The sequence below is a fragment of the Arcicella sp. genome (assembly GCF_964672035.1).
Genome location: NZ_CBABQS010000026.1, coordinates 1 through 26437 on the forward strand (window position 1 = coordinate 1; position 26437 = coordinate 26437).

23 protein-coding genes are annotated in these 26437 nt (G+C 37.0%); 10 read left to right on the forward strand and 13 right to left on the reverse strand.

Going from position 1 to position 26437, the window contains the following annotated elements:
* Positions 1-660: hypothetical protein (locus AC1W31_RS09430; protein WP_481734183.1), on the forward strand; the 660-nt coding region annotated here is incomplete at its 5' end.
* Between the two features lie 31 nt (positions 661-691).
* Positions 692-1516: a dihydropteroate synthase gene (gene folP, locus AC1W31_RS09435; protein WP_481734184.1), complete on the forward strand. Its 825-nt coding sequence runs from the start codon at positions 692-694 to the stop codon at positions 1514-1516.
* Between the two features lie 60 nt (positions 1517-1576).
* Here folP and AC1W31_RS09440 read toward each other — a convergent pair whose 3' ends face one another.
* Positions 1577-2311, reverse strand: coding sequence for an MlaE family ABC transporter permease (locus AC1W31_RS09440; RefSeq protein ID WP_481734185.1), 735 nt, complete (start codon positions 2309-2311; stop codon positions 1577-1579).
* 160 nt (positions 2312-2471) lie between these two features.
* On the opposite strand from AC1W31_RS09440, the gene AC1W31_RS09445 reads away from it, so the two are divergent.
* Positions 2472-3146: an SDR family oxidoreductase gene (locus tag AC1W31_RS09445; RefSeq protein WP_481734186.1), complete on the forward strand. Its 675-nt coding sequence runs from the start codon at positions 2472-2474 to the stop codon at positions 3144-3146.
* Between the two features lie 46 nt (positions 3147-3192).
* Here AC1W31_RS09445 and AC1W31_RS09450 read toward each other — a convergent pair whose 3' ends face one another.
* The 5 genes from AC1W31_RS09450 to AC1W31_RS09470 form a co-directional block, all read right to left on the reverse strand.
* Positions 3193-3933 carry an SDR family oxidoreductase gene (locus AC1W31_RS09450; protein WP_481734187.1) on the reverse strand — a complete coding sequence of 247 codons (741 nt, stop codon included), beginning with the start codon at positions 3931-3933 and terminating at the stop codon, positions 3193-3195.
* 171 nt (positions 3934-4104) lie between these two features.
* A complete protein-coding gene (locus AC1W31_RS09455; RefSeq protein ID WP_481734188.1) occupies positions 4105-4860 on the reverse strand; it encodes a hypothetical protein in 756 nt (251 codons plus the stop codon).
* Between the two features lie 117 nt (positions 4861-4977).
* Positions 4978-5718 carry a hypothetical protein gene (locus tag AC1W31_RS09460; RefSeq protein ID WP_481734189.1) on the reverse strand — a complete coding sequence of 247 codons (741 nt, stop codon included), beginning with the start codon at positions 5716-5718 and terminating at the stop codon, positions 4978-4980.
* Between the two features lie 220 nt (positions 5719-5938).
* Complete coding sequence (locus AC1W31_RS09465; protein ID WP_481734190.1) at positions 5939-7375, reverse strand: DUF1501 domain-containing protein; 1437 nt, start codon at positions 7373-7375, stop codon at positions 5939-5941.
* Positions 7376-7378: 3 nt separating this feature from the next.
* Positions 7379-10684, reverse strand: coding sequence for a DUF1553 domain-containing protein (locus AC1W31_RS09470; protein WP_481734191.1), 3306 nt, complete (start codon positions 10682-10684; stop codon positions 7379-7381).
* 369 nt (positions 10685-11053) lie between these two features.
* On the opposite strand from AC1W31_RS09470, the gene AC1W31_RS09475 reads away from it, so the two are divergent.
* The gene (locus tag AC1W31_RS09475) at positions 11054-11356 is read left to right on the forward strand and encodes an isoamylase early set domain-containing protein (protein ID WP_481734192.1); all 303 of its coding nucleotides are present in this window, start codon (positions 11054-11056) and stop codon (positions 11354-11356) included.
* A gap of 89 nt (positions 11357-11445) precedes the next feature.
* On the opposite strand, the gene AC1W31_RS09480 is transcribed toward AC1W31_RS09475, so the two are convergent.
* The gene (locus AC1W31_RS09480) at positions 11446-12555 is read right to left on the reverse strand and encodes an acyltransferase family protein (RefSeq protein WP_481734193.1); all 1110 of its coding nucleotides are present in this window, start codon (positions 12553-12555) and stop codon (positions 11446-11448) included.
* Between the two features lie 138 nt (positions 12556-12693).
* Entirely contained in the window at positions 12694-13932 is a 1239-nt protein-coding gene (locus AC1W31_RS09485) for a M16 family metallopeptidase (RefSeq protein ID WP_481734194.1), read from the reverse strand.
* A 121-nt stretch (positions 13933-14053) separates the two neighbouring features.
* Here AC1W31_RS09485 and AC1W31_RS09490 point away from each other — a divergent pair, with 121 nt between their 5' ends.
* Positions 14054-15175, forward strand: coding sequence for a tetratricopeptide repeat protein (locus AC1W31_RS09490; RefSeq protein ID WP_481734195.1), 1122 nt, complete (start codon positions 14054-14056; stop codon positions 15173-15175).
* Positions 15176-15290: 115 nt separating this feature from the next.
* Here the strand turns inward: AC1W31_RS09490 and AC1W31_RS09495 are convergent, their stop codons facing one another.
* Together AC1W31_RS09495 and AC1W31_RS09500 are read right to left on the reverse strand one after the other, a co-directional pair.
* Positions 15291-16037, reverse strand: coding sequence for an ABC transporter ATP-binding protein (locus AC1W31_RS09495; RefSeq protein WP_481734196.1), 747 nt, complete (start codon positions 16035-16037; stop codon positions 15291-15293).
* A gap of 248 nt (positions 16038-16285) precedes the next feature.
* Complete coding sequence (locus tag AC1W31_RS09500) at positions 16286-17818, reverse strand: cryptochrome/photolyase family protein (protein WP_481734197.1); 1533 nt, start codon at positions 17816-17818, stop codon at positions 16286-16288.
* 448 nt (positions 17819-18266) lie between these two features.
* On the opposite strand from AC1W31_RS09500, the gene AC1W31_RS09505 reads away from it, so the two are divergent.
* The 4 genes from AC1W31_RS09505 (at position 18267) to AC1W31_RS09520 (ending at position 20953) form a co-directional block, all read left to right on the forward strand.
* Positions 18267-18704 (forward strand): PH domain-containing protein, encoded by a 438-nt coding sequence (locus AC1W31_RS09505; RefSeq protein WP_481734198.1) that lies wholly within the window; start codon positions 18267-18269, stop codon positions 18702-18704.
* 9 nt (positions 18705-18713) lie between these two features.
* The gene (locus AC1W31_RS09510; protein ID WP_481734199.1) at positions 18714-19250 is read left to right on the forward strand and encodes a DUF1599 domain-containing protein; all 537 of its coding nucleotides are present in this window, start codon (positions 18714-18716) and stop codon (positions 19248-19250) included.
* An 84-nt stretch (positions 19251-19334) separates the two neighbouring features.
* The gene (locus tag AC1W31_RS09515; RefSeq protein WP_481734200.1) at positions 19335-20435 is read left to right on the forward strand and encodes a BT_3928 family protein; all 1101 of its coding nucleotides are present in this window, start codon (positions 19335-19337) and stop codon (positions 20433-20435) included.
* Positions 20436-20440: 5 nt separating this feature from the next.
* On the forward strand, positions 20441-20953 hold the full coding sequence (locus tag AC1W31_RS09520; protein ID WP_481734201.1) for a shikimate kinase: 513 nt from the start codon (positions 20441-20443) through the stop codon (positions 20951-20953).
* 78 nt (positions 20954-21031) lie between these two features.
* On the opposite strand, the gene AC1W31_RS09525 is transcribed toward AC1W31_RS09520, so the two are convergent.
* Both AC1W31_RS09525 and AC1W31_RS09530 read right to left on the reverse strand, forming a co-directional pair.
* Positions 21032-22678: a hypothetical protein gene (locus tag AC1W31_RS09525; protein WP_481734202.1), complete on the reverse strand. Its 1647-nt coding sequence runs from the start codon at positions 22676-22678 to the stop codon at positions 21032-21034.
* Positions 22679-22821: 143 nt separating this feature from the next.
* Positions 22822-23976 carry a hypothetical protein gene (locus AC1W31_RS09530; RefSeq protein ID WP_481734203.1) on the reverse strand — a complete coding sequence of 385 codons (1155 nt, stop codon included), beginning with the start codon at positions 23974-23976 and terminating at the stop codon, positions 22822-22824.
* Positions 23977-24422: 446 nt separating this feature from the next.
* Here AC1W31_RS09530 and proS point away from each other — a divergent pair, with 446 nt between their 5' ends.
* A complete protein-coding gene (gene proS, locus AC1W31_RS09535; RefSeq protein WP_481734204.1) occupies positions 24423-25904 on the forward strand; it encodes a proline--tRNA ligase in 1482 nt (493 codons plus the stop codon).
* A 103-nt stretch (positions 25905-26007) separates the two neighbouring features.
* Here proS and AC1W31_RS09540 read toward each other — a convergent pair whose 3' ends face one another.
* Positions 26008-26427 carry a GNAT family N-acetyltransferase gene (locus tag AC1W31_RS09540; protein WP_481734205.1) on the reverse strand — a complete coding sequence of 140 codons (420 nt, stop codon included), beginning with the start codon at positions 26425-26427 and terminating at the stop codon, positions 26008-26010.
* Positions 26428-26437 lie beyond the last annotated feature (10 nt).

Genomic DNA, 26437 nt, shown 5'->3' on the forward strand with positions numbered 1-26437 from the left:
TTTTTAAATCAACTTGATGAAATACTTATTGAGTTTAATACAGTCAAATCAAAGGCTAAATATGAGGATTTATCTGGAAACGTCACACCGCAAGAGATTTCATCATGTACATCAAGATCAAAAGCTGCTGTTGAAAGAATAACTGGTAATAAATCAGAATATTATAAAGATATTGAAGATACGTTAAAGAAGATAGGTATTCACGATGGTGAAAAGCTTCTACGTATTATGGGAATTGTTGTTGCTTTGAGAATTGACCTTGATAAAGGGTATTTAAAGTCAATTAACGAAATAATTCAATCAGAGGTTTTTTCTGATTATTTGGAAATGGCTGAACATCTTTTGCAAGAAGGATACAAAGACCCTTCTGCCGTCTTAATTGGTACAACTATAGAAGTCCATTTGAGAGAATTATGTATAGCTAATGATGTTAGTCTTGAGATATTAAATAATAAAGAAAAACTTATTGCCAAAAAAGCGGATGTAATGAATGCAGATTTAGCAAAATTGAATGTTTATTCTGGACTTTATCAAAAACAAATAATTGCTTGGTTGGGAATCCGAAATTCAGCTGCTCATGGGAAATATGATGAATACTCTGTCGAAGAAGTAAAATTAATGTTACAAGGAATTCGACAATTTATACTGGTAACAAAATAATCTCCTTTCTTTGAATTTACAAATTTAAAAAATGCTAATCAACCTAAAACAAACCCTCCTCGACCTCACAAAACCTCGCATTATGGGGATTTTGAATATCACACCCGATTCTTTTTACGAAGGAAGTCGCTTTACTGATTTGTCGAAAATTCTGAGCCAAACCGAAAAAATGCTTTCGGCGGGTGCAACTTTCTTAGATATTGGCGGACATTCTACTCGGCCAGGTGCAATGCCCGTGAGTGAGGATGAAGAACTTAAACGGGTCTTGCCAGTCGTGGAGGCAATTATTCATAATTTTCCCGAAGCCTTAATTTCAATTGATACTTTTCGTTCAACCGTGGCACAGCAATGCGTGGAAGCGGGTGCTGTGATGATTAATGACGTTTCGGGGGGAACTTTGGATGATAAAATGTTTGAAACAGTCGCAAAATTAAACGTGCCTTACGTATTGATGCACATGAGAGGAACGGTTGAAAGCATGACGCAAATGACGCATTATGAAGATTTGGTAACGGATGTTTTGGATGATTTACAGAAGAAAATCTATCAATTACGACAATTAGGGCAAAAGGATATTATTATAGATTTAGGCTTCGGATTTGCCAAAACAGCCGACCAAAATTATGTTTTATTAAATCATTTAGAAGACTTCAAGCTCTTGGATAGCCCAATGTTGGTAGGCGTGTCGAGAAAGTCAATGATTTGGCGAAAACTCAATATTTCTCCTAATGATTCACTCAACGGTTCAACGGTTTTGAATACGGTTGCCTTATTGAAAGGGGCAAATATTTTGCGGGTACATGATGTGAAGGAGGCAGTTGAGGCGGTCTTTTTAGTTGAAGAGTTAAAGAGTTAAAATTTAGTTACATTCACATTTTTAACTCTTTAACAGTTTAACTTCTATAACTGTTAAACTCTAATTCGTTATCAGCAATGAAGCCAATAAATAATCGGCAATCAATACGGCAATGCAACTATTGGTTACAGCCTTGGTACTTGACTGACCCACTTCTAAAGCTCCTCCGCTCGTGAAATATCCTTGAAAAGAAGAAATTGTTACGATTAAAAACGCAAAAAATACGGATTTAATCAAAGCAAAAGTCACATTAAATGGCTTGAATTCATATTGAATTCCTTGAATATATTCCTGTGGTGAAATTGCCCCTGTAAGCCATCCCGCTAAATATCCACCCCAAATGGCCAGAAATGCCGCTAAAGTTACTAACATAGGAAACACGATTATGGCTGCAATGATTTTGGGTAAAACTAAATAAGAAGTCGAATTAATTCCCATCACTTCCAAAGCATCAATTTGCTCGGTGATTCGCATCGTTCCTAATTCTCCTGCGATATTTGAACCTACTTTTCCTGCCAAAACGATACCCGTAATGGTTGGTGCAAATTCTAAAATGGTAGAATCTCGTACAATTAAGCTAATAATATAATGAGGCACAAAAGGATTATCCAAATTGGCGGCAGTTTGCACACAGGTAACTGCCCCCAAGAAGAAAGAAACGATGGACACAATTAATAAAGAGCCAATCCCGATCAGAACTGCTTCATCGAACACTAACCCAAAATAAACTTTAAATTTTTCTCTGTTAGTGAAAAGTTTTCCAATAAAAATTAGATAGCGACCTAATACTGTCATTTTTTTAGTTTTTTTAAAGAGTTAGAGAAGTTAAAAAGTTAGAAAGTTAAACAGTTGAAATTTATATCAGTTAAAAAGTGATTCCCCAAAACTATTTAACTACTTTGACTCTTCAACTACTTTAACTTTTTAACTTTACAACTTAATATAAGCAAAGATAATGAACAAAACGATAGTAGTAACGGGTGGCACAAAAGGTATTGGTAGAGCCGTCGTTAATAAATTTGCCCATGAAGGCTTCACGGTGTTGACTTGTGCGAGAACTGAGGAGGAGAATTTTCCAGAAAATGTCCACTTTTTTAAGGCAGATATGTCCAAGAAAGCAGAGGTTTTAGCATTTGCAGATTTTGTAAAAGCTACTGTAAATCAAGTAGATATACTCGTAAACAACACGGGTTTTTTCTTGCCTGGGCAAATCCACAACGAAGAAGAAGGCACTTTGGAGGCCATGATTGAAACCAATCTTTACAGTGCCTATCACCTCACAAGAGCCTTAGTTGGCGACATGATAACACGTAAAGAAGGCTATATTTTTAATATTTGTTCAACGGCAAGTATTACGGCATATACCAACGGAGGGTCGTATTGTATCTCGAAATTTGCTTTATTGGGCATGAGTAAAGTATTGCGAGAAGAATTAAAACCGCATCATGTACGGGTAACGAGTATTCTGCCAGGGGCAACACTCACCAACTCATGGGCGGGTGTGGAATTGCCAGCCGAAAGATTTATAGCTCCCGAAGACATCGCTCAAGTGGTTTGGACGGCATACAGTTTGCCTGATTCAACGGTTTTGGAAGAGATTTTATTAAGACCAATGTTGGGAGATTTGTAATAGATTTCTACTAAAAAACCCTCGAAGTCTAAAACTTAGAGGGTTTTTACGAATTGGCAAAGAAGTATTGATTCATCCTATTAAATGTTGCTCGTATCTCTTCTGGATTCGCTTTAGAGACCATTTCACTCATTCCAAACGTCAATTCAGTTTTGCCTTCTTTCATTTGTTGGAAAACTGAATCGATAAAAGCACTTACGGGAGGCGCATAATCATGTAAGCCTTTTCCGCCTAAATCAGTATTCAAAGCGGGTGGAATCATCTCAATTACTTCGATATTTTTCTCTTTTAATAAATGCCTTACAGAAATCGTAAACGAATGAAAAAATGCTTTTGTAGCGCAATAAACGGGTACTTTTGCCAATTGTACAAACGATAATCCCGAGGTGACGTTAATGATTGTTTTGAGCGAATCAAGCTTGGAAAATAGCGAGGTTAAATGAATGGGCGCTAAAATATTCGTGGTAACTTCTTCATTTGCTTTTTGATAAAAATCCTCATCAGTTACGTTCATCCAATTCTGAATACCCGCATTATTTACCAAAGCTGTTAAATCGGGATGGTTTTCGGCAACCCAATTATAAAGTTCAACACGTTCAGATTCTGACGATAAATCGCAAACTTTTGTAATGACAGTAGGAAATTTGTCGGACACTTCTTTCAATACTGGTTCACGTCTGCCACAAATGATAACAGTATTTCCTTCCTGAATAAATCTTTCGGTGAGTCCTAAGCCAATGCCACTCGCACCACCTGTAATTAAAATTTTGTTGTTTGTTAAGTTCATTTTTTGATTTTTAAATTTGATGACACAAAATTGGCAAAAAAAAGATGTATAAGTTACAAAATTTAAATTTGACGAAATATTAACGAAATCCTAAAGGAGCAAGAGAAGTCTGTTTTTTGAAAAAATTTGAAAAATGTACTATTTCCTCAAAACCTAAACAATAGGAAATTTTCAAAAAGCAATTCCTAATTCTAAACCAATACTGGGGGCTTGTAATTTTGAAGAAACTCGCTCTAATTTGTTCAGAAAACGGGGTTTGTAAGAGTCAATTCCTAATTGTTCGACTGGCGTAAAATCTTGAGATCTAAGATCATTTTCACGAGCTATTAAAACTAAATACGCAAATTTTGCTCGGATAAAAAATGTTTCTGATTTATCTAACCAAAATGTTTTTTCGATAATTGGACCCGCCACAATGGTATTCATAAATGCTTCAACGACCTTATTTTCGTAAGCATTTTTTACTTCCGCAGAATAATTCAAAAGTGCTTCAATATTGGCCGCTTCTTCGGGTAAAATGCCTCGGGTGATATTTTTGGGTGTATCCCGAATGCTAGCATTGAAAGTTTGGGCCGTTAGACCTATAGAAATATTTTTACCAAAATCCAGTTTGAGCTCACCGCCAAATTGGATTTTGGGTTCGGCAGCATTTCGCAAGTAGCCTAATTCATCCACGTATTCATTCTTAATTTTTTGTAAAATTACAAATACTAAATCTTGGTAACGCTTGGGCGTGAATCCTACAAACCCGGCCATTTGCAAGCGTTTATATTGCAACTCGTAGCCAACATGAACTCGTAAAGGAAACTGCGCACCTCCAAAGATACGGTGCCGAAAATCAGGGGCTTCTGAATAAACATTCAAAGAATTTTGAGAGAATACTGTAAAGCAGGAAAAAAATAAAAGAATGAAAAGGATATTCTTCATAAGTTTCGAGATAAGATTTATTGATAATTTCAAAACGGCTTTTTCCGAATGTTATTACAAAAATAGGGGTTATGAATCAAATTATATTGATTTATAAACCCCTTTTTTACCAAAATTCTAAAAAGATAAACCCAATTCTAAGCCGAAACTGGGTGCTTGAAATTGGGAGGAAATTTTATCGATTTTTCTCAAAAATAAAGGTTTAAACGTATCAATGGCAAGTAATTCTTCTGGCGTAAAATCTTGACTTTTAAGGTCATTTTTACGATTTGCTAAAAACCAGTAACTCAATTTTGTTCTGATAAAAAGGGTCTTTTGGGTATTTAACCAAAAGGTTTTTTCAAGCACTGGCCCTACTAAAATGGTATTCATGTAGGCTTCCACTTGCTTATTTTGATAAATATTTTGCGCATCGGGCTGATTGCTCAAAAAACTTTCGATGTAAACCAAATTTTCGGGTAAAATTCCCGCAGTGATGCCTCTGGGCGTATCCGTGATGTTGGCGCTGAAAGTTTGAGCGGTTGCTCCAATTGAAATTCCTTTGCCAATATCTAATTTTAATTCACTACCAAACTGTGTTTTGGGACTCGCAAAATCTTTCAAATAGCCCAGTTCTCCCCTATAGTCAGACTTGATTTTTTGTAAAATCTCAAAGACAAAATTTTGGTAATTTTGAGACATAAAACCCACAAACCCATTGATTTGCAAGCGTTTATATTGTAATTCATATCCCGCATGAACCCGTAAAGGAAACGTGGTACCTACAAAGATGCGATGATGAAAATTACTGTTTTCGGAATATTGGGCAAATGTTGAAAAAGACGAGAATAAGATGATTAAGAGGAAAATTTTCTTCATGGGTTTGTGCTAAATGGAAAAAATATAGACTACGCACAAAGATAAGGGTTAAGAAAGTAAAATACTTGCCCTCTTATAAATTTGAGTTAAGCAAGTACCAGTTGGAGATTAGTTTATGTTTGAATATGTTATAATTTGCTGATAAATAGTAAGTTGTAGTACTAATAACCACTAAAACCTAACCCATACCTATAATAAATAAAATCTGAGGTCTAATACTTTAAATCAAAACAGGTTTCACCACCTTCCCTGCCACATCGGTTAAACGATAACGACGACCTTGATGCTTGAAGGTCATGCGTTCGTGGTCGATGCCCATGAGGTGCATAATAGTTGCTTGGAAATCGTGTACGTGAACGGGGTCTTTGGCCACATTATACCCAAAATCATCGGTTTCTCCGTAAGAAAAACCCTTCTTCACGCCCGCACCCGCCATCCAAACGGTAAAACATCTTGGGTGATGGTCACGCCCGTAATTATCAACCGTTAATTTTCCTTGAGAATAATTGGTACGCCCAAACTCTCCGCCCCAAACCACGAGCGTATCGTCCAACATTCCACGTTGTTTTAAATCTTTTATCAAAGCCGCTGATGCTTGGTCAACATCTTTGGCGATTTTTGCCATAGAAGCAGGCAGGTTTCCGTGATGATCCCAACCTTGATGGTATAATTGAATGAATTTTACATCTTTCTCGGCTAATTTTCTGGCTAATAAGCAGTTAGCGGCAAAAGTACCTGGCGTGCGAGCATCTTCCCCGTACAAATCAAAAATATAATCGGGTTCTTTAGAAATATCCAACGTTTCTGGAACGGAAGTTTGCATACGATAAGCCATTTCGTATTGACTTACCCTCGAATTTATTTCTACGTCTTTTACATGATTAAACTGTTCGTGTTGGAGTTTTCCTAAATAATCTAACATTCTTCTGCGAGACGTTCTGTCCATGCCGTTGGGGTCGTTTAGGTATAAAACGGGGTCTTTTCCCGACCGAAACATTACGCCTTGATGTTCGGACGGTAAGAAGCCATTTCCCCATAATTTAGCGTAAAGCGGTTGATCATAATTATTTGAACGTGATAGTAAAACGCAGAAATTTGGTAAATTTTGGTTGTCAGAACCCAAGCCATAAGAAACCCAAGAACCAATACTCGGACGACCCGCTTGTTGATTGCCCGTTTGGAAAAAAGTCACGGCGGGGTCGTGATTAATTGCTTCGGTATTTAAGGTTTTGATGAAGGTTATTTCGTCGGCAATTTGGTGGTGATAAGGCAAATAATCACTCATCCAAGCCCGAGATTGACCATGTTGATGAAAAGGCACTTTACCGATGGCCAAAGGAAATGATTTTTGAGCCGAAGACATTCCCGTGAGGCGCTGTCCATTCCGAATTGATTCGGGCAATTGCTCGCCAAACATTTCTTTCAATTTGGGTTTATAATCGAATAAATCCAATTGAGAAGGAGCGCCCGATTGAAATAAATAAATAATCCGTTTGGCTTTTGGGGCAAAATGTGGGCCTTTTACGCCATCACCCGCAAGAGCTTCCAAAGGATTCAGCATCGAACCCAAAGCGGCGGCACCAAGCGTTAAACCCGACTTGAATAAAAATTCACGACGGCTTAATTGATGTTCAACTTCTTGTATGTGATTTTTCATTTCTTACCTTTTTATAACCGTTCCATCAAAATTTATCAAGGTCATCGCCAAAACTGTATTTGCGGCTAACTCTTTCTGATTTAAGGATTTATCAACTTCTGATTCTCCGATTGATAATAATTCTTTTATTCTTTTGGGATTTTTTTGAATATCCAATAATTCTGCTTGATACATTTCTTTCAAAATAGTAACCTCTTCTTTCCGTGGATAACGAGATTCCATTGCCTTGTATGCGAGTGTGATGCGTCCTTCTTGCGTTGTACCTCCTTCACGCATCATTCGTTCGGCCAATTTGCGGGCAGCTTCGTTGTATTGTGGGTCATTCATCATCACTAATGACTGCAAAGGCGTTGAAGTTTTCTGGCGTTTCACCACACAGAAATACCGTTCGGGAGCATCAAAAGTTATGGCGGACGGGGGAGGGGAAGACCGTTTCCAAATGGTGTAAAGTCCTCTGCGGTACAATGAATCGCCGTGCTGTTGTTTGTAAGAAGTCGCATTTCGAGTTGCCAAAGCCTCCCAAATGCCAGCGGGTTGGTAAGGATACACACTCGAACCTCCAATTTTATGAACTAATAATCCACTTCCTGCCAATACGGCATCCCGAATTTGTTCGTGCGAATAACGATAACTTGGCCCACGAGCCAATAAGCGATTTTCAGCATCTATTTCCATCAAATCTTTTCGTTTCAAAGACGATTGTTGATACGTTGCCGACATGACAATAAGCTTCTGCATGGCTTTTACGTCCCAATTTGAAGTTCTAAATTGCGTAGCCAACCAGTCCAAAAGCTCAGGATGAGAAGGCATTTCACCCTGATTTCCGAAATCATCAGCGGTTTTTGAAAGTCCATATCCGAAGTAATTTTGCCAAAAACGATTCATTACTACTCGGGCAAATAGCGGATTTCGATCATCTAAAAGCCATTGAGCAAGCCCCAAACGGTTTTTAGGAAAATTATCATCGAATGGTAAAATTCTATTAATTACGCCATACGAAACCTCCGTAGAGGGTGCATCATACGAACCACGATTTAAGATAAATGTTTTGCGAGGCATTTTGAGGTCGCTCATGACCATTACCTCCTTTTCATCCGTGATTAATTGTGTTTCTTTGGCTCTCAATTTTATCAAATTTCGAGCATAAACATCAAAATAAGGGTCAAAATTGAGTCGGTAATAATCAAAAAGTGCTTGGTATTGTTGCTCCGTCCAGTCCTTTTTAGGAGTTTTCAAAATAGCCGAAACTTGTTCTTTATTTTTGGCAATTCCCAACACTTCAATAGGAGCCAATTGGCGTTCATATATTTTGAATTCGTCCACGGCAAAATTATCCAACGTTTCATGAAATTCCTTGCCAAGCATTAAAGGTAGGTCAGTCCAATGAGTATTATGTTCGCCATGTTTCATTGATTTTGTTAGATTATCGACCAACAAATTCCGTTGCATTTCTTTGCCATCCAGATAAAGTTTTACTCCCGAAGCCTTACTACTTCCATCGTAGGTTAAGACAATATTTTGCCATTTCTTATACGTAATTTTTTCAGTTGTAACAAAATCAATGCAGTTGGCGGGCCAAACGTAGCTGAAACTAACCTGTAAAGTGCCATCTTTCAACAACCAACAACGATATCCTCTGCGTCCTTCAAATTCACCATTATCAGAAGTATATATGGGTCCAAATTGCCCAGGTTTAAGCGCATTTACCCACAAACTAACTGAAAAAGGTTGATTTCGTTCAAAATCTAATTGTCTATGAAAATCAATCCCACATTCGCCTTTTAGTAATAATCCATTACCAACAGCGCCTTTAATAAACTTAGGTCGTCTATCCCAATCGCCTGCAATATAAGCGTTTATAGAATCAATCGCCATGTTTTGATAAGCGGCTGGCTTGAATTTTACGACTTCCTTTTTAAGTTTATCATCCATTTTTTTCTCCTTTTTAAGAATATTTCTTTCAAAAGGAAAATCGGCAACAAGGTGCTTTTTGCTAACGGCATATTTTGCTGGATTTTTTTGAGCTTCCACAATCCATTGCTCAAAATTGGCTTTATAAACAGGCTGAGATGGTTTTATGGCATTTTCCTGTGGAGCAATTTGCGTGCGGATATACTTCAATTTTGCCGATATTTCAGGCGTAGAAATAATGACGGTTGGCGATGCTTCACCGTTGTAGGGAATAATCCCTGATTCGTTATTTTGATTAAAAAAATGAGAAAGTTGATAAAATTCCTTCTGGGCGATGGGGTCATATTTGTGGTCGTGGCATCTGGCACATTCAACCGTCAAACCTAAAAATGCCTTGCCAAACATCCCCACTCGATCCAACACATATTCGGTACGATATTCTTCTTCAACCACGCCACCTTCTTGAGTTTGGGGGTGATTTCTGAGAAAACAAGTGGCTAATTTTTGCTCATTTGTGGCATTCGGTAATAAATCACCCGCCAATTGGTAGGTTATAAATTTATCGTAAGGAAGGTTTTTATTAAAAGAATTTATTACCCAATCTCTCCACGGCGATACATTACGCATGCCATCATCTTGATATCCGTGCGAGTCGGCGTAACGAGCTAAATCAAGCCATTCAACGCCAATTTTTTCGCCATAATGCGGAGATTTTAATAACCTATCCACCACTTTTTCGTACGCATTGGCAGATTTCTCTTTCAAAAAATTGTCTAATTCTTGTACGGTTGGAGGAAGTCCAATAATATCCATCGAAACTCTACGTAACAGGGTTTCTTTATCGGCTTGGTCGGAATGTTTTATCTTTTTTTCTTCTAATTTTTGTAAAACGAAATTGTCGATTGGATTCTTAACCCACTGTTTTTCAGAAACTTCTGGAACATTTGGATTCTCGATTTTGGCAAAAGACCAATGTTCTTTATATTCCGCCCCCTGCTGAATCCATTTGATAAGGAGCGCTTTTTCTTCATCGGTAAGCAAAAGATTAGATTTTGGCGTGGGCATTATCTCTTCGGGGTCGTGCGAGAGAATCCTTTTTACCAATTCACTTTTATTGATATTGCCAGAAACGATGGCGTGATGACCACTTTTGAGTTTTTCGGTTGCCCCTTCAAAAGTAACCAATTGCAAACCTGCTTCCACTTTGGTTTTGTCAGGGCCATGGCATTTAAAACACCTATCCGACAAGATAGGCTTGATATGCAGATTATAATCAACAGTTTGGGGAAGTTTTTCATCAAAAGCTACTACGGTAGGTGGAATTTCTTTTCCACCACAATTTAATAAAATAATGCAGGATAAAATGGCTGAAATTTTTGCTAATATTCTAATGATCATAACTTTACTTATTTTTAAAATATCTATGTAAATATAATCTTGAAAAAGTGATATTTCAAGTGTTATCAGATTCAAGCCTCTAAAAATGTAGATTTATGCGCACAGAGCATGGTAAGATTTTTTGAACTGAAGTACAATGGGAAATGCTCCAAAACGAAATTGTGAATCAAGGAAAAAAATATTCTAACTTCTTTTTTACAAATTATTTTTACTTATTATTTTATAAAATATAATTATTTAAACAATTTAAAAAATTAAACTGTTGATTATTAGGTAATTATAAAATTATTTTTTGAATATTTGCAGTAAATTATAAAAATCGCAATTAATCTTTAAGTATAAAATATTAATCTTAAACAATTAACAATTATGTCAATTAGCAAAACGTATTCTAAAAGCAAACCCGTTTGTAAAGTAACATTTGAAGTATCTGCAGAAACGGTAAACGGTGCAAAATCAGTAAGTTTAGTCGGAGATTTCAATGAATGGAATCCAACGGCATTGAAGAAACAAAAAGATGGTGCTTTCAAAGCATCAGTTGAATTGGAAAAAGGAAAAGAATTTGCGTTCCGTTATTTAGTGGATAACGATGTTTGGATTAACGACGAAGCAGCGGATAAATACATTCCAAGTGGTGTATCTTATGATGAGAATTCGGTAGTAATATTATAGGGGAGGAAAGTAGTAGAACAGGAAGGGAGACAGGAATTAGAAGAAAATCTTTTTCCTAATTCCTGTCTCCCTTCCTCCTGAAATTCCTTTTACACTTTCACAATCATCTTCTTCTCATACATCACCCAAAGGATGCCTAACCAAATGACGATAACCATCAAAGCGCCTGCCAAAGAAGCGTGATAAGGATTTGAAAATACTGAAACAATCCAATTTTTATACATCCACGTTTGCGAATTTACTTGTTCTCCACTCGCATCCGTAATTTTTATCATTCTCAAAATTCTTGGAATTAATCCCGACAAAAAGAAAACGGTAATGGCATTTACACCATAAACGACAAACGGTTTCGTCCATTTTTGGTAGCCTTTTACATCAATCAGCCAATAAAAACTTGCTAAAAAACACACCGCCAAACCAGAAGTCAAAAGTACGTAAGAACTCGTCCACAGAGCTTTATTGATGGGAAAACCTGCTGAATTCCACGCCCAACCCAATGCCATTGATACGCATCCGAATAAGTACATAAAAATCAATTTCTCATTAACTTCTTTATCCTTTCGTTGTAGCCAATTCCCTGTCAAAACGCCCGAAAGTCCCGTGGCAACGGCTGGAAGCGTACTCAATAATCCTTCTGGATCCCACGTTTTAGCAGCTTTGTATAAATGTGCCGTTCCGAGAATAATTCTATCAAAATATGCGCCTAAATTGAATTCAGGTTCAAGATTGGCAGGGCCAAAATGGGACACGGGAACGAAAGTCATCAAAATCCAATAGCCGATTAAAATTACCGCAAAAATGATTTGTTGCGTTCGGTGTTTTGTGGTTAAAAATATTAAAGAACAAACTAAAAATACCATCGCAATCCGTTGTAAAACCCCAGGAATTCGAACGATAGAAATATCGAATTTTGGAAATAAAGATAGAAAAAGTCCTAAACCAAAGAGTTTGAGCGAGCGAGTGAATATTTTTATAACTGTCTGCTTATCAGCGATTTTCCCTTGAAAAGCGAAAGAAATGGACACGCCAACGATGAATAAAAAGAAGGGGAAAACTAAATCCGTGGGTGTGCAACCGTTCCATTCGGCGTGGTCGAGGGGAGCGTAAAGATGTCCCCAATCGCCAGGATTATTGACCAAAATCATCATGGCTACCGTCATACCACGGAAAACATCGAGTGAGAGTAAGCGTTTATTCATAAAATGTATAACGAACTTTCCAGTTCGTATTTTTCAATTTTCAGTTTGTGATTTTACGAATTTACCGTTTTTTCAATGCGATACAACCAAAAAGACCCCCAAATTTGGGGGTCTTTTTGCTGAAAATAAATTTTATTGCTAATTCTCCGCCCGATAATACATGGTAGAACAATTCTCTTTCGTTAAAGTTTTATTTGCCTGATGAGCAATATCCGAAGTTGTAACTGCTTGAATATTAGCAGATTCCTGATTGGCATATTCCACATTTCCTGCATTGGCAGCAAAAGCTAAATTCATGGCACGGTTCAATAATTCTACTTCCGAAAACACCAAAGTTGATTCTGCCTGATTTTTTACTTTCGTTAATTCTTCTTCAGAAACTGGATTTTTCAAGAAATCATCCAGCACATGTTGAATAGCGGCATCGCCTTCTTCAATGCTTACGCCTTGGTTCAAATTTCCTTGAATAACCATCAATCCTGGGTCGAGCGAAGCCGTTACGTAGGCATTAACCGAATTGAAAATCTGATTTTCTTTTACTAACTGATTGTATAACCTCGACGATTTGCTTCGTCCCAACATATCACTCGCCAAATCAAGGGCATTAAATCCCAAATCATGTCGTCCTTGAGTGTGATAAACCTTGTAAATAGCATCTAAAGGCACTTTTGCCGAAGTTTCCAAGAATCGGGCGGAAGTTTGAATTGCTTCTACTGGCAGATTTTTCTGCGCCACATTTCCCGCTGGAATTGGCTCAAACCATTTTTTGCACAATTGTTTTACTTGCTCCACGGTCACATTTCCTGCCACCACTAAATTGGCATTATTGGGCAAATAATGTTTGTAGAAAAATCCTTTTACATCATCCATTACGGCATTTTCGATATGTGAAATTTCTTTGCCGATCGTTGCCCATTTGTACGGGTGCGTTTCGTAGGCGAGCGGACGAAGTTTCAACCAAATATCTCCATAAGGTTGATTTAAGTAACGTTGTTTGAACTCCTCGATAACTACTTTTTGTTGTACATCTAAAACCTTCTGGTCGAACGAAAGTGACATCATGCGGTCGGATTCCAACCAAAAAGCCGTTTCCAGATTGACAGACGGCAAGGTGATATAATAATTTGTAATATCGGGGGAAGTAAAAGCGTTATTCTCCCCACCGACCTTTTGGAGAGGCGTATCGTAGGAAGGAATATTCTTTGAACCACCAAACATTAAATGTTCAAATAAATGGGCAAAACCCGTTTTGTGTTCTTCTTCGTCCCTTGAACCCACATTATAGACAATATTCACCGCCGCAAATGGTGTGGAATGATCTTGGTGGACATATACTTTTAATCCGTTATCTAATATAAAATGTTCGTACGTTATCATTTTTAAGCGATAAGCTGTGAGCAATTAGCCTTCAGCTTTGTTTTAAATTTTATTTTTCAGTAATTTTCAATTAACAAATATACGCTATCTAAACTGTTTCTATTAAGCAAACAATCCCAATATGACCAAAATACTTCAATTTCTTTTCATTACTCAAATCTCATTGCTCATTGCTTATCGTTCGAACAGTCAAATCCTAAGTGATGTCGTAACTCGTCAGCAAATTTCACAAGGTTTAGACAAAATGTATTCGTATGATTTTAAAGAGTCGGCTGAAATTTTTCTAAAGATCAAGGCAAAATATCCAGCACATCCCGTTTTCTATACTTTGATGGCTATTCAAACAGAGCTTCAATATTCTCCCCTGAAAGATTACCCTGCCCAACAAAAAGTCTATCTGGCATACCTAAACCAAAGTAGAAATTTGGCGGAAATGATGTTGGATAAAGATGAAGACGACATTGAAGCCAGTTTTTTCGAGTTGGCAACTTTGGGGTATTTAGCCGCTCATGATGCTGATAATCAAGAATTTATAAAAGCAGTTGGCGTGGCAAAAAAGGCTTATTCTCACCTAAAAAGAGGATTGTCATTAACCGAGAAGCAACCTGAATTTTTATACACTTCGGGAATTTACAATTATTTACGAATTGAGTATCCCGAAACACATCCCATGATAAAATCGGTAATTTGGATGTTTGCCGATGGGAATAAAAAATTAGGTTTGCAGCAATTGGATTTGGCTACTCGCAAGACTATTTTTGTGAAAAACGAAGCAACTTTTTATGCAGGATACATCTACACAAAGTACGAATCAAATTTTGCCAAAGCGCTGACCTATAATAATATACTAATAGAGAAATACCCCGATAATTTGCTCTACCAAATGCAAAGAACTGAGTTTTTGACAGCAGTTGGACGTTACGACGAAGCAGAAGATTATGCCGATAAAATTATGAAACAGAAGGGAATAATGTTTCAATGTGCAGGAAATATCTTTAAAGGATTGATTGCAGAGAAAGCGAAAAAAGACGATAAAACAGCGGAGATTTTATTGCAAAGAGGGGTAAAAATGCCTTTTGATGAACGTTTTACAAAGGATTATCACGCCCTTGCTTATATGGGACTCGCACAGATTGCCAAGCGTGCAGGGGAAATGGATAAGATGAAAGAGTACGCCAAAAAAGCCTCAAAAATGGCAGAATATAAATCAACATTAGCCGAGGCGAAGGCAATGTTGAAATAAGTTGATGGCACACGGATTGAACGGCTTAGACACAGATTTTTATTTTTCAAAAAAAAATATCGTTTTCGTAAGAAAACTTAATCCGTGTCTAATTCGTTCAATCCGTGTGTAATCATCACCTACGCATTTCTTGCAATAATTTATTGGCAAAAATAAATTCGTTTAACTCTGGCACAGTTGAGGTACGAATATTTGAATTATCCCCTTCCCAGAGTTTCTGGCCTTTATATAAGAACATAATTTTCTGTCCCATTCCAATTACAGAATTCATATCGTGCGTAATTACCACCGTTGTGATATTGAATTCATCGGTTATTTCTTTGATTAATTCATCAATTTTCACAGATGTCAGTGGGTCAAGTCCAGAATTTGGTTCGTCACAAAAAAGGTATTTTGGGTTCATCACAATGGCCCTTGCAATGCCCACCCGTTTCTTCATTCCACCCGAAACTTCGGAAGGCATTCGTAAACCTGCATTTTCTAATCCAACCCGTTTTAGGCAAAATTCAGCTCGTTCAATCTTCTCTTTTTCCGACATATCCGTGAGCATATCCAAAGGAAATTTTACATTATTCAAAACTGTTTTAGAGTCAAATAATGCCCCACCTTGGAATAAAACGCCCATTTCTCGACGAATTGCTTTGCGAGTTTCTTCGTCTGAATTGTGAAAATCACGGCCGTCGTAAAGTACTTCACCCTTTTCTGGCTTCACGATACCAATCATACATTTAAGCAAAACACTCTTTCCCGTGCCACTTCCACCGATAATTAAAGAGGTTTCGCCAGGTTTGAAAGAACCGTTGATTCCTACCAAAACGTCTCGTCCGTTGAAGGCTTTACTTATGTTTTTTATTTCTATCATTGTATTATGGATTAGAGGAAAAATTTCATAATCTTTTTTTAGACATTTCTTGTGAAAATATAATTCTCTCAAATTTACCTTCTTTTACTTTTTGTCTTGATACAAGAAGTAACAAAAAAATCAAGAAATCCCTAAACTCGCTAAGCTCAAACAGAGGAATTTCGCAAATAGCTTACAGGTTTTTTCGTAAGTCACTCATTTTTAAGGAATTATACATTTAGTTGATAACTTTAGTTTTTTAGCCAATCCTACAAATTTTCAATGTCATTCAAATACATTTCTGCCTGTTTCAAAATCTCCACTTTTTGTTCGGGCTGCATTTTGTTCCATGTTATGTAAGCCATGCCGATACGTGGATTTTTGGAAAGTTTATCGGCGTGGCGGTCATAAAAATTCCAATAAAGACTATTGAATGGACAAGCCTTATACCCAATCTTCTTAGATTTGTCATAAAAACACGTGCCACAATAATGACTCATTTTATCGATGTAATTTGCTGAAGAAACGTAAGGTTTCGACCCCACAATGCCACCATCAGCATACTGGCTCATACCTCTGGTATTGGTGATTTCGACCCATTGAATAGCATCAATATAAATGCCCAAATACCATTCATCCACTGCGTCTGGGTGAATACCTGCCAGCAAAGTAAAATTACCGATTACCATCAATCGTTGGATATGATGAGCGTAGGCATAATCCAAACTTTGCCCGATAGAATGTTTCAAACAGTTCATTTTAGTCTCGCCTGACCAGAACCAGTTAGGGAGCTTTCGGTCATGGTAGAAATAATTAAGGGTTTCATAATCAGGCATTTTAGCCCAATAAATTCCACGCATATATTCTCGCCAACCAATTATTTGCCGAACAAAACCCTCAATTTGTGAAATGCTGATTCGGTCTTGGTTATCCTCCCAAAACTTTACGGCACGGTTTACCACTTCCAAAGGTGAAAGTAATTTGGAATTCATCGAAAATGATAATCTTGAATGATAAATTGACCAGTAGGATGGGTGCATAGCATCTTCAAAATTGCCGAAATTTTCTAAACAATTTTCAACAAAAAAGTCCAGCAAATGCAAAGATTCAGCACGAGAGGTTGCCCAAATAAATGTCTTTGGATTTACCTTTCCAATGGTTTTGATTTCTTGGTTTTGTATTAGATTATAAATCTCCGAAACATCCTTTTCAAAAATCAACGGCTCGATGGGACGATGATTATTTGGGAGTTTTTTACGGTTATCGGCATCATAATTCCATTGCCCTGTCAGTGGCTCAGCCCCATCCATCAAAATTCCATATTTTTTACGCATCATTCGATAAAAATTTTCCATCAAAAAGGACTTTTTACCCTTAAAAAAAGCATCAAATTCTGCGGACGAAATCATGAAATGTTCGGTGCTATAAATTATTATTTCTACCCCCAATGACACATAGTTTTTCAACTGCTCACTCAAACGGTATTCATCAGGTTGCTGAAAATTAAACACCTCAATATCAAGGTCTTGAATGATTTTATCAAGATTTTTAGATAAAGATTGGGTATTATTTTTATCATCTAATTTTATATAAATTACCTGATGTCCTTGCGAATGGAGATATTCTGAAAAGGCACGCATAGCCGTGAAAAAAGCAATAATTTTTTGGATATGATGATGAACATAATCAGTTTCCTGACGTATTTCCATCATGACATAGAAAACGTTTTGATTTGTTTCTTTAAACCAAGAATGTTGGTGATTGAGTTGGTCGCCGAGGATGAGGCGTAAAGTTCGTTTCATATAAAATCAATGTTCATTTGGGGAACGCTAATTTTAGAACTTTGGTTTGAAGTAAATTGTTGAAAATAATCAATAGATAATGGACGATCATTTTCCTTGAGAAGAAGTAAAAAAGAGAAAACTAATCATTTCAAGAAAATAAAAAGCGTTTCATCCTGTTTTTCAAAAAATCTGAAATCTTTTATATTAAGTACCCTTTATGATAATTCTTTACAAAAAGCCCACCTTGTCATTCTCTATCAATCTATTATCTAAATAGAATAGCTGATTATATCCCCAAAAATGTCATGATGAAGCACGAAAATAGTTTCTTAACAGAATGACGGGTAAGCAAACATTTAAGTCATTCTTCTTTAATTAATTCATTCTACATCATCATCTTGTATCTTATTAAATTGTGCTGAGGCTATCGACACAATTTTAGATCACTAATTCACAAACCCTAAAATTGCAAATCCCAAACCACGGCCGTATTTTTACAGAAAATTCAGCATTTTACAAAAACCTCATGGGACTTTTAAACGCTTTGATGGGAAATTCTTCAGAAGTTTCCCCCGACAAAATAGCACACGAATTTGAATCAATTTTGATTGATGGCGAAACCATTATTAAGTCTTTTAAATTGATTCGGGATATGTTTGTTTTCACGAATAAAAGATTGATTTTAGTCGACAAACAAGGCGTTACCGGCTCAAAAACCGACTTTATGACCATTCCTTATAAGTCAATCAACTATTTCTCAAAACGCTCTGCGAGCCTTTTGGACCTTGATGCTGAGATTTTAATTTGGATAAAAGGCTCGGATAATCCAATTCAAAAAGAATTCCGCAAAGGCGAAAACATCAATGATGTCTATAAAACGTTAAGTACTTTTGTGCTGGCGTAACCCCAAAAAATGACCAAAACAGAAACTGAATACCGACAAATTATTGCCATTTGCAAAACCTTATTCCAGAAGAAAAACAAGGACTACGGCACATCTTGGCGGATTTTGAGATTACCAAGCCTGACCGACCAGATATTTATCAAAGCCCAACGAATTCGTTCTATTCAAGAAAAAGGTGTTCAGAAAATTGAGGATGGTATCGAAGGAGAATTTATCGGGATTATCAATTATTGTGTAATTGCTTTGATTCAAAAAAAGTTAGAAAATTCTGAACAAAATGAATTTTCAGAACAAGAATTGAGTGATTTATACGATGAACAAGTGGAAGAAACGTTGAAGCTGCAAAAGGATAAAAACCACGATTACGACGAAGCATGGCGTGATATGCGGGTGAGTTCGATGACGGATTTAATCTTGATGAAGATTTTCAGAACCAAACAAATTGAAGATAATCAAGGCGTTACGTTGGTTTCAGAAGGCGTGGAAGCCAATTATCAGGACATGCTGAATTATGCGATTTTTTGTATGATTAAGATGAAATTATAAAATAAATCTTTAACTTATCATTAACAGCACTTTAATTTTTTAAGCACTAATTTAGTAAAATACATAAATTTATCGTTACACATTATGAAGTTTTTAGCACATTTTTCCAGAATTTTTGTTGGTATAATCTTTATCTTTTCGGGGCTGATTAAGCTCAATGACCCCGTTGGAACTGAAATCAAATTAGAAGAATATTTCGATGTATTCGCTACTGATTTCCCTTTTATGGCAGGATTTTGGCACTTCTGGGTTCCTTATGCCTTGTATGTTTCCATCTTTTTGTGTGCCTTGGAATTAGTATTGGGCGTTTGTTTATTAGTGCAATACAAACTCAAAACTTCTTCTTGGATATTGTTAGCCACCGTTATTTTCTTTGGTTTCTTAACTTTCTATTCGGCTTATTTCAACAAAGTAACTGACTGCGGATGTTTTGGCGAAACCATCAAATTAAAACCGTGGACATCTTTTTGGAAAGATATGATTCTGCTATTTTTCATCTTGATTATCCTTTGGCAACGTAATATTTTTACAGATAAAAAAACTGGCATGTGGGTTGGAATGTCGATTATTTTCTGTGCATTTTTAGCCATTTATGCCGTTAAATTTCTTCCACCTTACGATGGACTACCTTACGCAATTGGACAAGATATACCAAAAAACATGAAGCCTTCCGAACCGTTGAAGTTCAAATATATCTACGAAAAAGATGGTAAATCCATAGAATTAAACGATATGCCTACGGATACTACCTACAAATTCAAGCAAATGATAACCTTGAATGAGGATGCCGCCAAAGCAAAAATTACCGATTATAATATCTGGAAAGATGGTGATTCAACGGATTATAAAGCTGAAAGTTTTGTGGGTAAAAAATTGATGATTATTATTCCCGTGGTGGCAAAAGCAAGTACGGATGATATGGATAAAATTCGTAATTTGGCAAAAAGTTTGGAAGGGACAGACGTAAAAGTATGGCTTTTGAGTGGCTCGCCCGAAGAGGAAGTTGAAAATCTCCGTCACGAATTTCAATTAGGAATACCCGCATTAAGTTCAGATACAAAGGTTTTGAAAACCATCGGTAGAGCAAATCCAACCTTATGGTTGATTAAAGATGGCGTTGTGAAAGGGAAATGGGCTCATGCAAATGTGCCTGAGAGGGAGGAGATTTTGGAGGCTTTGAAGTAATAAACATGAAAAATATTTTCCTAATAGGTATGCCCTCATCGGGCAAAAGTACATTGGGCAGGCAGCTTGCCAAACGCCTTGACTATCAATTTGTTGATACAGATGATTTGATTGAAAATCAAGAAATTGCAACCGTTTCTGATATTTTCAAGTATAAAGGGGAAGAATATTTCCGATTGGTTGAAAGCAAAATTTTGAAGGGAATTGAAGCTAATCAAAAACTTATTGTGGCTACGGGGGGCGGAATGCCCTGTTTTCATAATGGAATAGCGTTTATCAAAGCGAATGGTACGAGTATTTTCTTGAATGTACCACCCGAAGATTTATTGAAAAGAATTCAAAAATCTGATGTCAATAATCGGCCATTAATTAACAAAACAACTTCCCAAGAAGATCTTTTAGAAAGCCTCAAAAAACGCTGTGAAGACCGTAAACAGTTTTATGAACAAGCTGATATTCAGATAGATGGGAGTGTTGATGTGGACCAAATTTTGTGGTTATTAGAGAAATTAACCTAAATTAAAAAGCCTTTCCAGATGTTTTGGAAAGGCTTTTTTGTACGAAACTCATGGAATAAGTAGTTTTAATAACTACTTTTAGAAAAATACCCCAAAACTCACCAATCCTTTCACATAACTATTATTAATTTTTGCCGAGGCAAAATCGCTACTACTTGCTAAACTGTAAGGCGTATATGATGCCTGTGTACTTCCGTAAAGCCCCGTTACGTCCACGTAAAACTCATTAGTCCTGTATCCAACACCCACCGAATAAATCATCTGTGAACGGTCAACAGTTTTTGTTCTATCGAAAGCTGTGCTGTAGGGATTTTGCAAGTAATTTACGCCACCCCTCAAACTCACATTTCCCATTCTATATTCCCCTCCAACTTTCATATTCAGCACATTATTATAGAACAATTTCACATTTTCAGTCGAATTTGTCAAATCATCATAAATTGGAGAATTACCATCTTGCGTACTTACATTCATTCCTTTGTAGGCTACATATTCAATATCGGCAGAAAGAAAACCTTTTTTCTTGAAAAATATCGCCGCCCCACCACTCACTTTCAAAGGTGTACGAAGTTGATAATTGTCCTGATATGTTTCGGTTGAAAGTTTGGGAATACTGGTAATAAAAATATCGCTTCCTCTTTTAACAATCTTATAACCAATACTTTGCAACCTACTTAAAATAGCAGCATCAGGATTTGAACCGATATTTACGCCTTTATTTGGATCCACGTTCACATCTACTGAACTGGAACTTGTCTCATCAACTTCATACCAAGTTGGTGTTACGACTGTCAAGCCAAAACGAATTTTATCAGTTGGTTTAATAATCGCACCAATCGTTAAATTCAAACCACTACCACTTGAGGTCAGTAAACGGGTATCGGTAAATCCTTTAATTTCCTGATAAGTCTGAAAAGTTTCCGAAAAGTTTTTGACTGCTTCATAATGATAACTTGGAATACCCAAGCTACCACCAATATAAAAATGCTCATTGGCAGTACCACCATAAGCAATGGTCCACTGACTCACTCGTCCCGTTGATTGAAAATCAAAGCTTTGATTAACTTTCGCATTTGGTTCTGTGCCAATAAAAGGCGTATTTGAATTATTTACAGCGTTAATTAAATATCCCCAATAATACAAACTTGAACTACTCGGAAAATTATTAGGTGCTCCATTATTTAATCCATTCAATAAACCATTTTGGGTTAAATTACCACTTTGGATTTGACGATTGACCGATTCTGCATAACTGTCTGTGATAGAACTTGTTGCCCCAGTTCCAGAAAAATTAATGTTATTAAAAAGGGTATTTTGACGTGAATAAGAAATGGCAAAAGAGCCTCTCCAACCTTCACGATAAGAAGGTTCGCCTCCTCCAAAAACTACTCCAATATTAGCAATATTGAAATTATTTACATTTGAATTTGTGGTACGATTTGGCTCAACTGCATAAGTTGCACTATTACTATTACTCTGAAAAGCGGGTGTGAAACTAAATTCTGAACGAGTATAAAATCCCAAACCCGCCGGATTGCCTGCGGCAGAACTTACATCGGCACCTAAAGCAGAATGATTGCCTCCAATTGCCTGAAAACGGGCTGAACCCGTGGTCGTTGGCTGCGAAAACATCTTCGCTAACGCTTCATAACTGTTGTCTTGTGCTTTCACTTGTAGTGAAAACAAGGTTAAAAATAGGACGAAAAAACCTAATGAGATTTTCATGTATTTAATGGAATTTTAAATGATGAGGATAAGAATACAACTGCAAATATGACAATTAAAAAATATATATCCCCTACTTTATAACGTAAAAAACCCCTCAAAGTTGCTAAACAGAGGGGTTTTAGTGTTAATAGTTTGTTAATCTATCTCGGTCCACGTGAGCCACCGCCTCCGCCACCGCCTGATGAACTACCACCCGTTGAACCACCGAAACCACCACTTGATGTTCCCGTACTACGATTTCCTCCCCAAGAAGAATTTGTAGTTGTATTTGAACTTGAATTATTATTAGACCAATTCCAAGAGCTATTTGAACGATTAGTAGCATTTGAATTACTACTATTTATCGTGCTATTATTACTTCCACTGTATCCATTATCACGTCTTGGACGAGAATAATAATCGCTATTTCCTGTGGTATTTGTGTTGTCAGTTCTACTGCCACGAATCACTGTATTTCCACCACGATTATAATCTCCGTTGTAGGCCGATGATGAATAAGTATCTCTTGCTCTGGGTGTACGTGGCGTTACTGGATTGCTATAATTTCCGTTTGCACCCGTTACATTATTTCCGTAGTTGTACACATAAGTATTTCCATAACCTCTTCCATAGAAGCTATTATAAGGGTCATAGAAGCTATTTCCGTAACCATAAGGGCTGAATGCGCCGTACCCGTACCCATAAGAATTGAATGGACTATATCCCCCAAATCCGAAAGGACTATAACCTCCCCCAAAACCGAAAGGACTATAACCTCCCCCAAAACCATAAGGACTATACCCAAAAGAATCATATCCGCCACCCCATCTATTCCATGAATTTCCAAAGCCGCTTCCGAAGCCTAAGCCAAACGAAATACCTGGATTTCCGTACCAGCTATTAAAGCCTGAGCCGTAGCTATTGAAAGGCGAATTGAAACCATTATTGTAATTCCCGTAACCTCCGTTGTTATAATTGTTATAATTATTGTTTCCGTAAGGCGTCGTTTGGTTTTGGTAATATTGACGAGAGTTTATCCAATTCTGCGAATAATATTCATCCGTTCCTTGTGTTTGGTTCTTAGCTTGACCTCTGTATTCAGGATTTTGGTTAACGTATTCCTCCTCTTGATTTTGCTGATAACGTTCACGACTTGTTAAGGAAACTGGGCGAGTTTCATTAGCAGAAGCATACATATCGTCATAAACCTCAGAATTATTAGAAGATTTGGCGACTTGCTTAGAGGAACTACATCCCAACGTAAGACTCATCAACGCTGCGGCTGAAAAGAATTTTATGGATTGTTGAATGTTCATGACTTTATGTTTTTAAAAAATAAGTACAAATAAAATAATCAAAAATGTATGCCAGAAATAGGTGTTTTGCAAATTTTCAAATTACTATCTTCACATTGCGTGTCAAACTTACTACAAAAACTTATCTTTGCAACAGATTTAACACCTAATTAACAAAATATTTTAATGGAATGTTCATAGTCAAAATTTGGATCTGCCAATTCAAAAATGAAAATCCTGTTAGTGATTTGGCATTCAGGTATTTATCTAAAAAATTAGAAGTAGAATTGATAATTTTTTTGGGTGAAAATCTTTAAATTTTAGTGTTCTTAGAACTGTACACTAAAGACAACCAAAGAATTTGTTACCCCTATATAATAAACGAATTTTTATTATAGTAAAGTGTTATTAGCTTTCTTTGAGGCCTAAATCTAACTGAAATCTAATACTTATTAAAAACCAATAAAATGAGCAAAAGCCTACCAAAACGTAGCGAAAATTATTCAGAGTGGTACAACGAACTCGTGAAAAGGGCTGATTTAGCCGAAAATTCTGCCGTGCGTGGTTGCATGGTTATCAAGCCTTATGGATATGCGATTTGGGAAAAAATGCAACGTGCCTTAGACGATATGTTTAAGGAAACTGGCCATGAAAATGCCTATTTCCCGCTGTTCGTTCCGAAAAGTTTGTTTGAAGCCGAAGAAAAAAATGCCGAAGGATTCGCCAAAGAATGTGCCATCGTAACGCATTATCGCCTTAAAAATGATCCCGATAAACCTGGAAAGTTGATGGTGGACCCCGAGGCAAAATTGGAAGAAGAATTAATCGTTCGTCCAACTTCAGAAGCCATTATTTGGAGTACCTACAAAAACTGGATTCAGTCGTACCGTGATTTGCCTTTGTTGATAAATCAGTGGGCAAACGTGGTGCGTTGGGAAATGCGAACACGCTTATTTTTACGAACTACTGAATTCCTTTGGCAAGAAGGCCACACGGCACACGCCACCAAAGAAGAGGCCGTCGAAGAAACGGAGAAAATGCTGGAAGTTTATGCCACATTTGCCGAAGAATTTATGGCTGTTCCCGTAATTCGGGGCATAAAAAGTGCTAATGAACGATTTGCAGGCGCAGAAGAAACTTATTGTATCGAAGCCATGATGCAAGACGGTCGGGCATTACAGGCGGGAACGTCGCACTTTTTGGGACAAAATTTTGCCAAAGCATTTGATGTAAAATTTGTCAGTAAAGAAAATAAACAAGACTACGTTTGGGGAACATCTTGGGGCGTTTCAACCCGTTTGATGGGCGCTTTAATTATGGCTCATTCGGATGATGAAGGCTTGGTTTTACCGCCAAAATTAGCCCCAATTCAAGTCGTAATTGTGCCAATTTTCAAAGGAGAAGAACAATTAGGGCAGATTTCGGAGGTTATTAATCCGATTGTAAAGGAATTGAAAAAGAGAGGTATTTCGGTAAAATTCGATGCTTCGGATAAACAGTCACCAGGTTTTAAATTTGCTCAATACGAATTGAAGGGGGTACCGGTGCGTTTGGCCATTGGAGCCAGAGATTTAGGCAATGGAACGGTTGAAATTGCGAGACGTGATACCAAAGAAAAAGCTACTTATCCGATTGATTCGGTGATAGATACGGTAACAAATTTATTGGAAGACATTCAAACGAATATTTACCAAAGAGCCTTAGATTTTAGAGCAACGCATACTTTCAAAGTGGACACTTGGAATGAATTTTTGAAAATAATTGAAAGCGAAAAATTAGGATTTATCTCAGCCCATTGGGACGGTTCGCCCGAAACCGAAGAAAAAATCAAGGAACTGACCAAAGCAACCATTCGTTGCATTCCGTTGGATTCGGTGGAAGAAGAAGGAACTTGTATTTTGACGGGTAAGCCTTCTGGCAAACGGGTGATTTTTGCGAAGGCTTATTGATAGTAATATTTATGCCATGACCTTGAGTCATGGCATAAATAATTATTTTCTATAAAAAGAATTAGCTGAGTTGTTAAAATAACTCTTCGTACGTAGATTCTCTCTACAAATCCTTGACAAAATGCAAACTACTAATCTGAAATCCTTTATTCAAATATAACCGATGTGCCGTGTGTCTCGAAGGTCCAGAATCAAGCGAAATACAATCACAACCTTTTGATATGGCTAAATTTACCACAAAGTCCAACAAAGCACTTGCGTGTCCTTTTCCTCTGACTTTATTGGAAGTTGTAAGGTCGTCAATATAAATTTGCTTACCATTGAAAAGCATTTGCAAATACCTAAAACCAATTGCCGAAACAACCTCTTCATCTTCTTCAATATAGGCAATTTGATAGCCTTCCGAAAACATTTCTGTCACTTTTTCTACAAAGGTACCTTCCTGTAAATGAGGGCGTAAAAGACTAAAAACGTGCCAACATTTTTGTATTTCTGAGGCTGTCTTGGCAAATTGTATCTTCATGATTACGTTT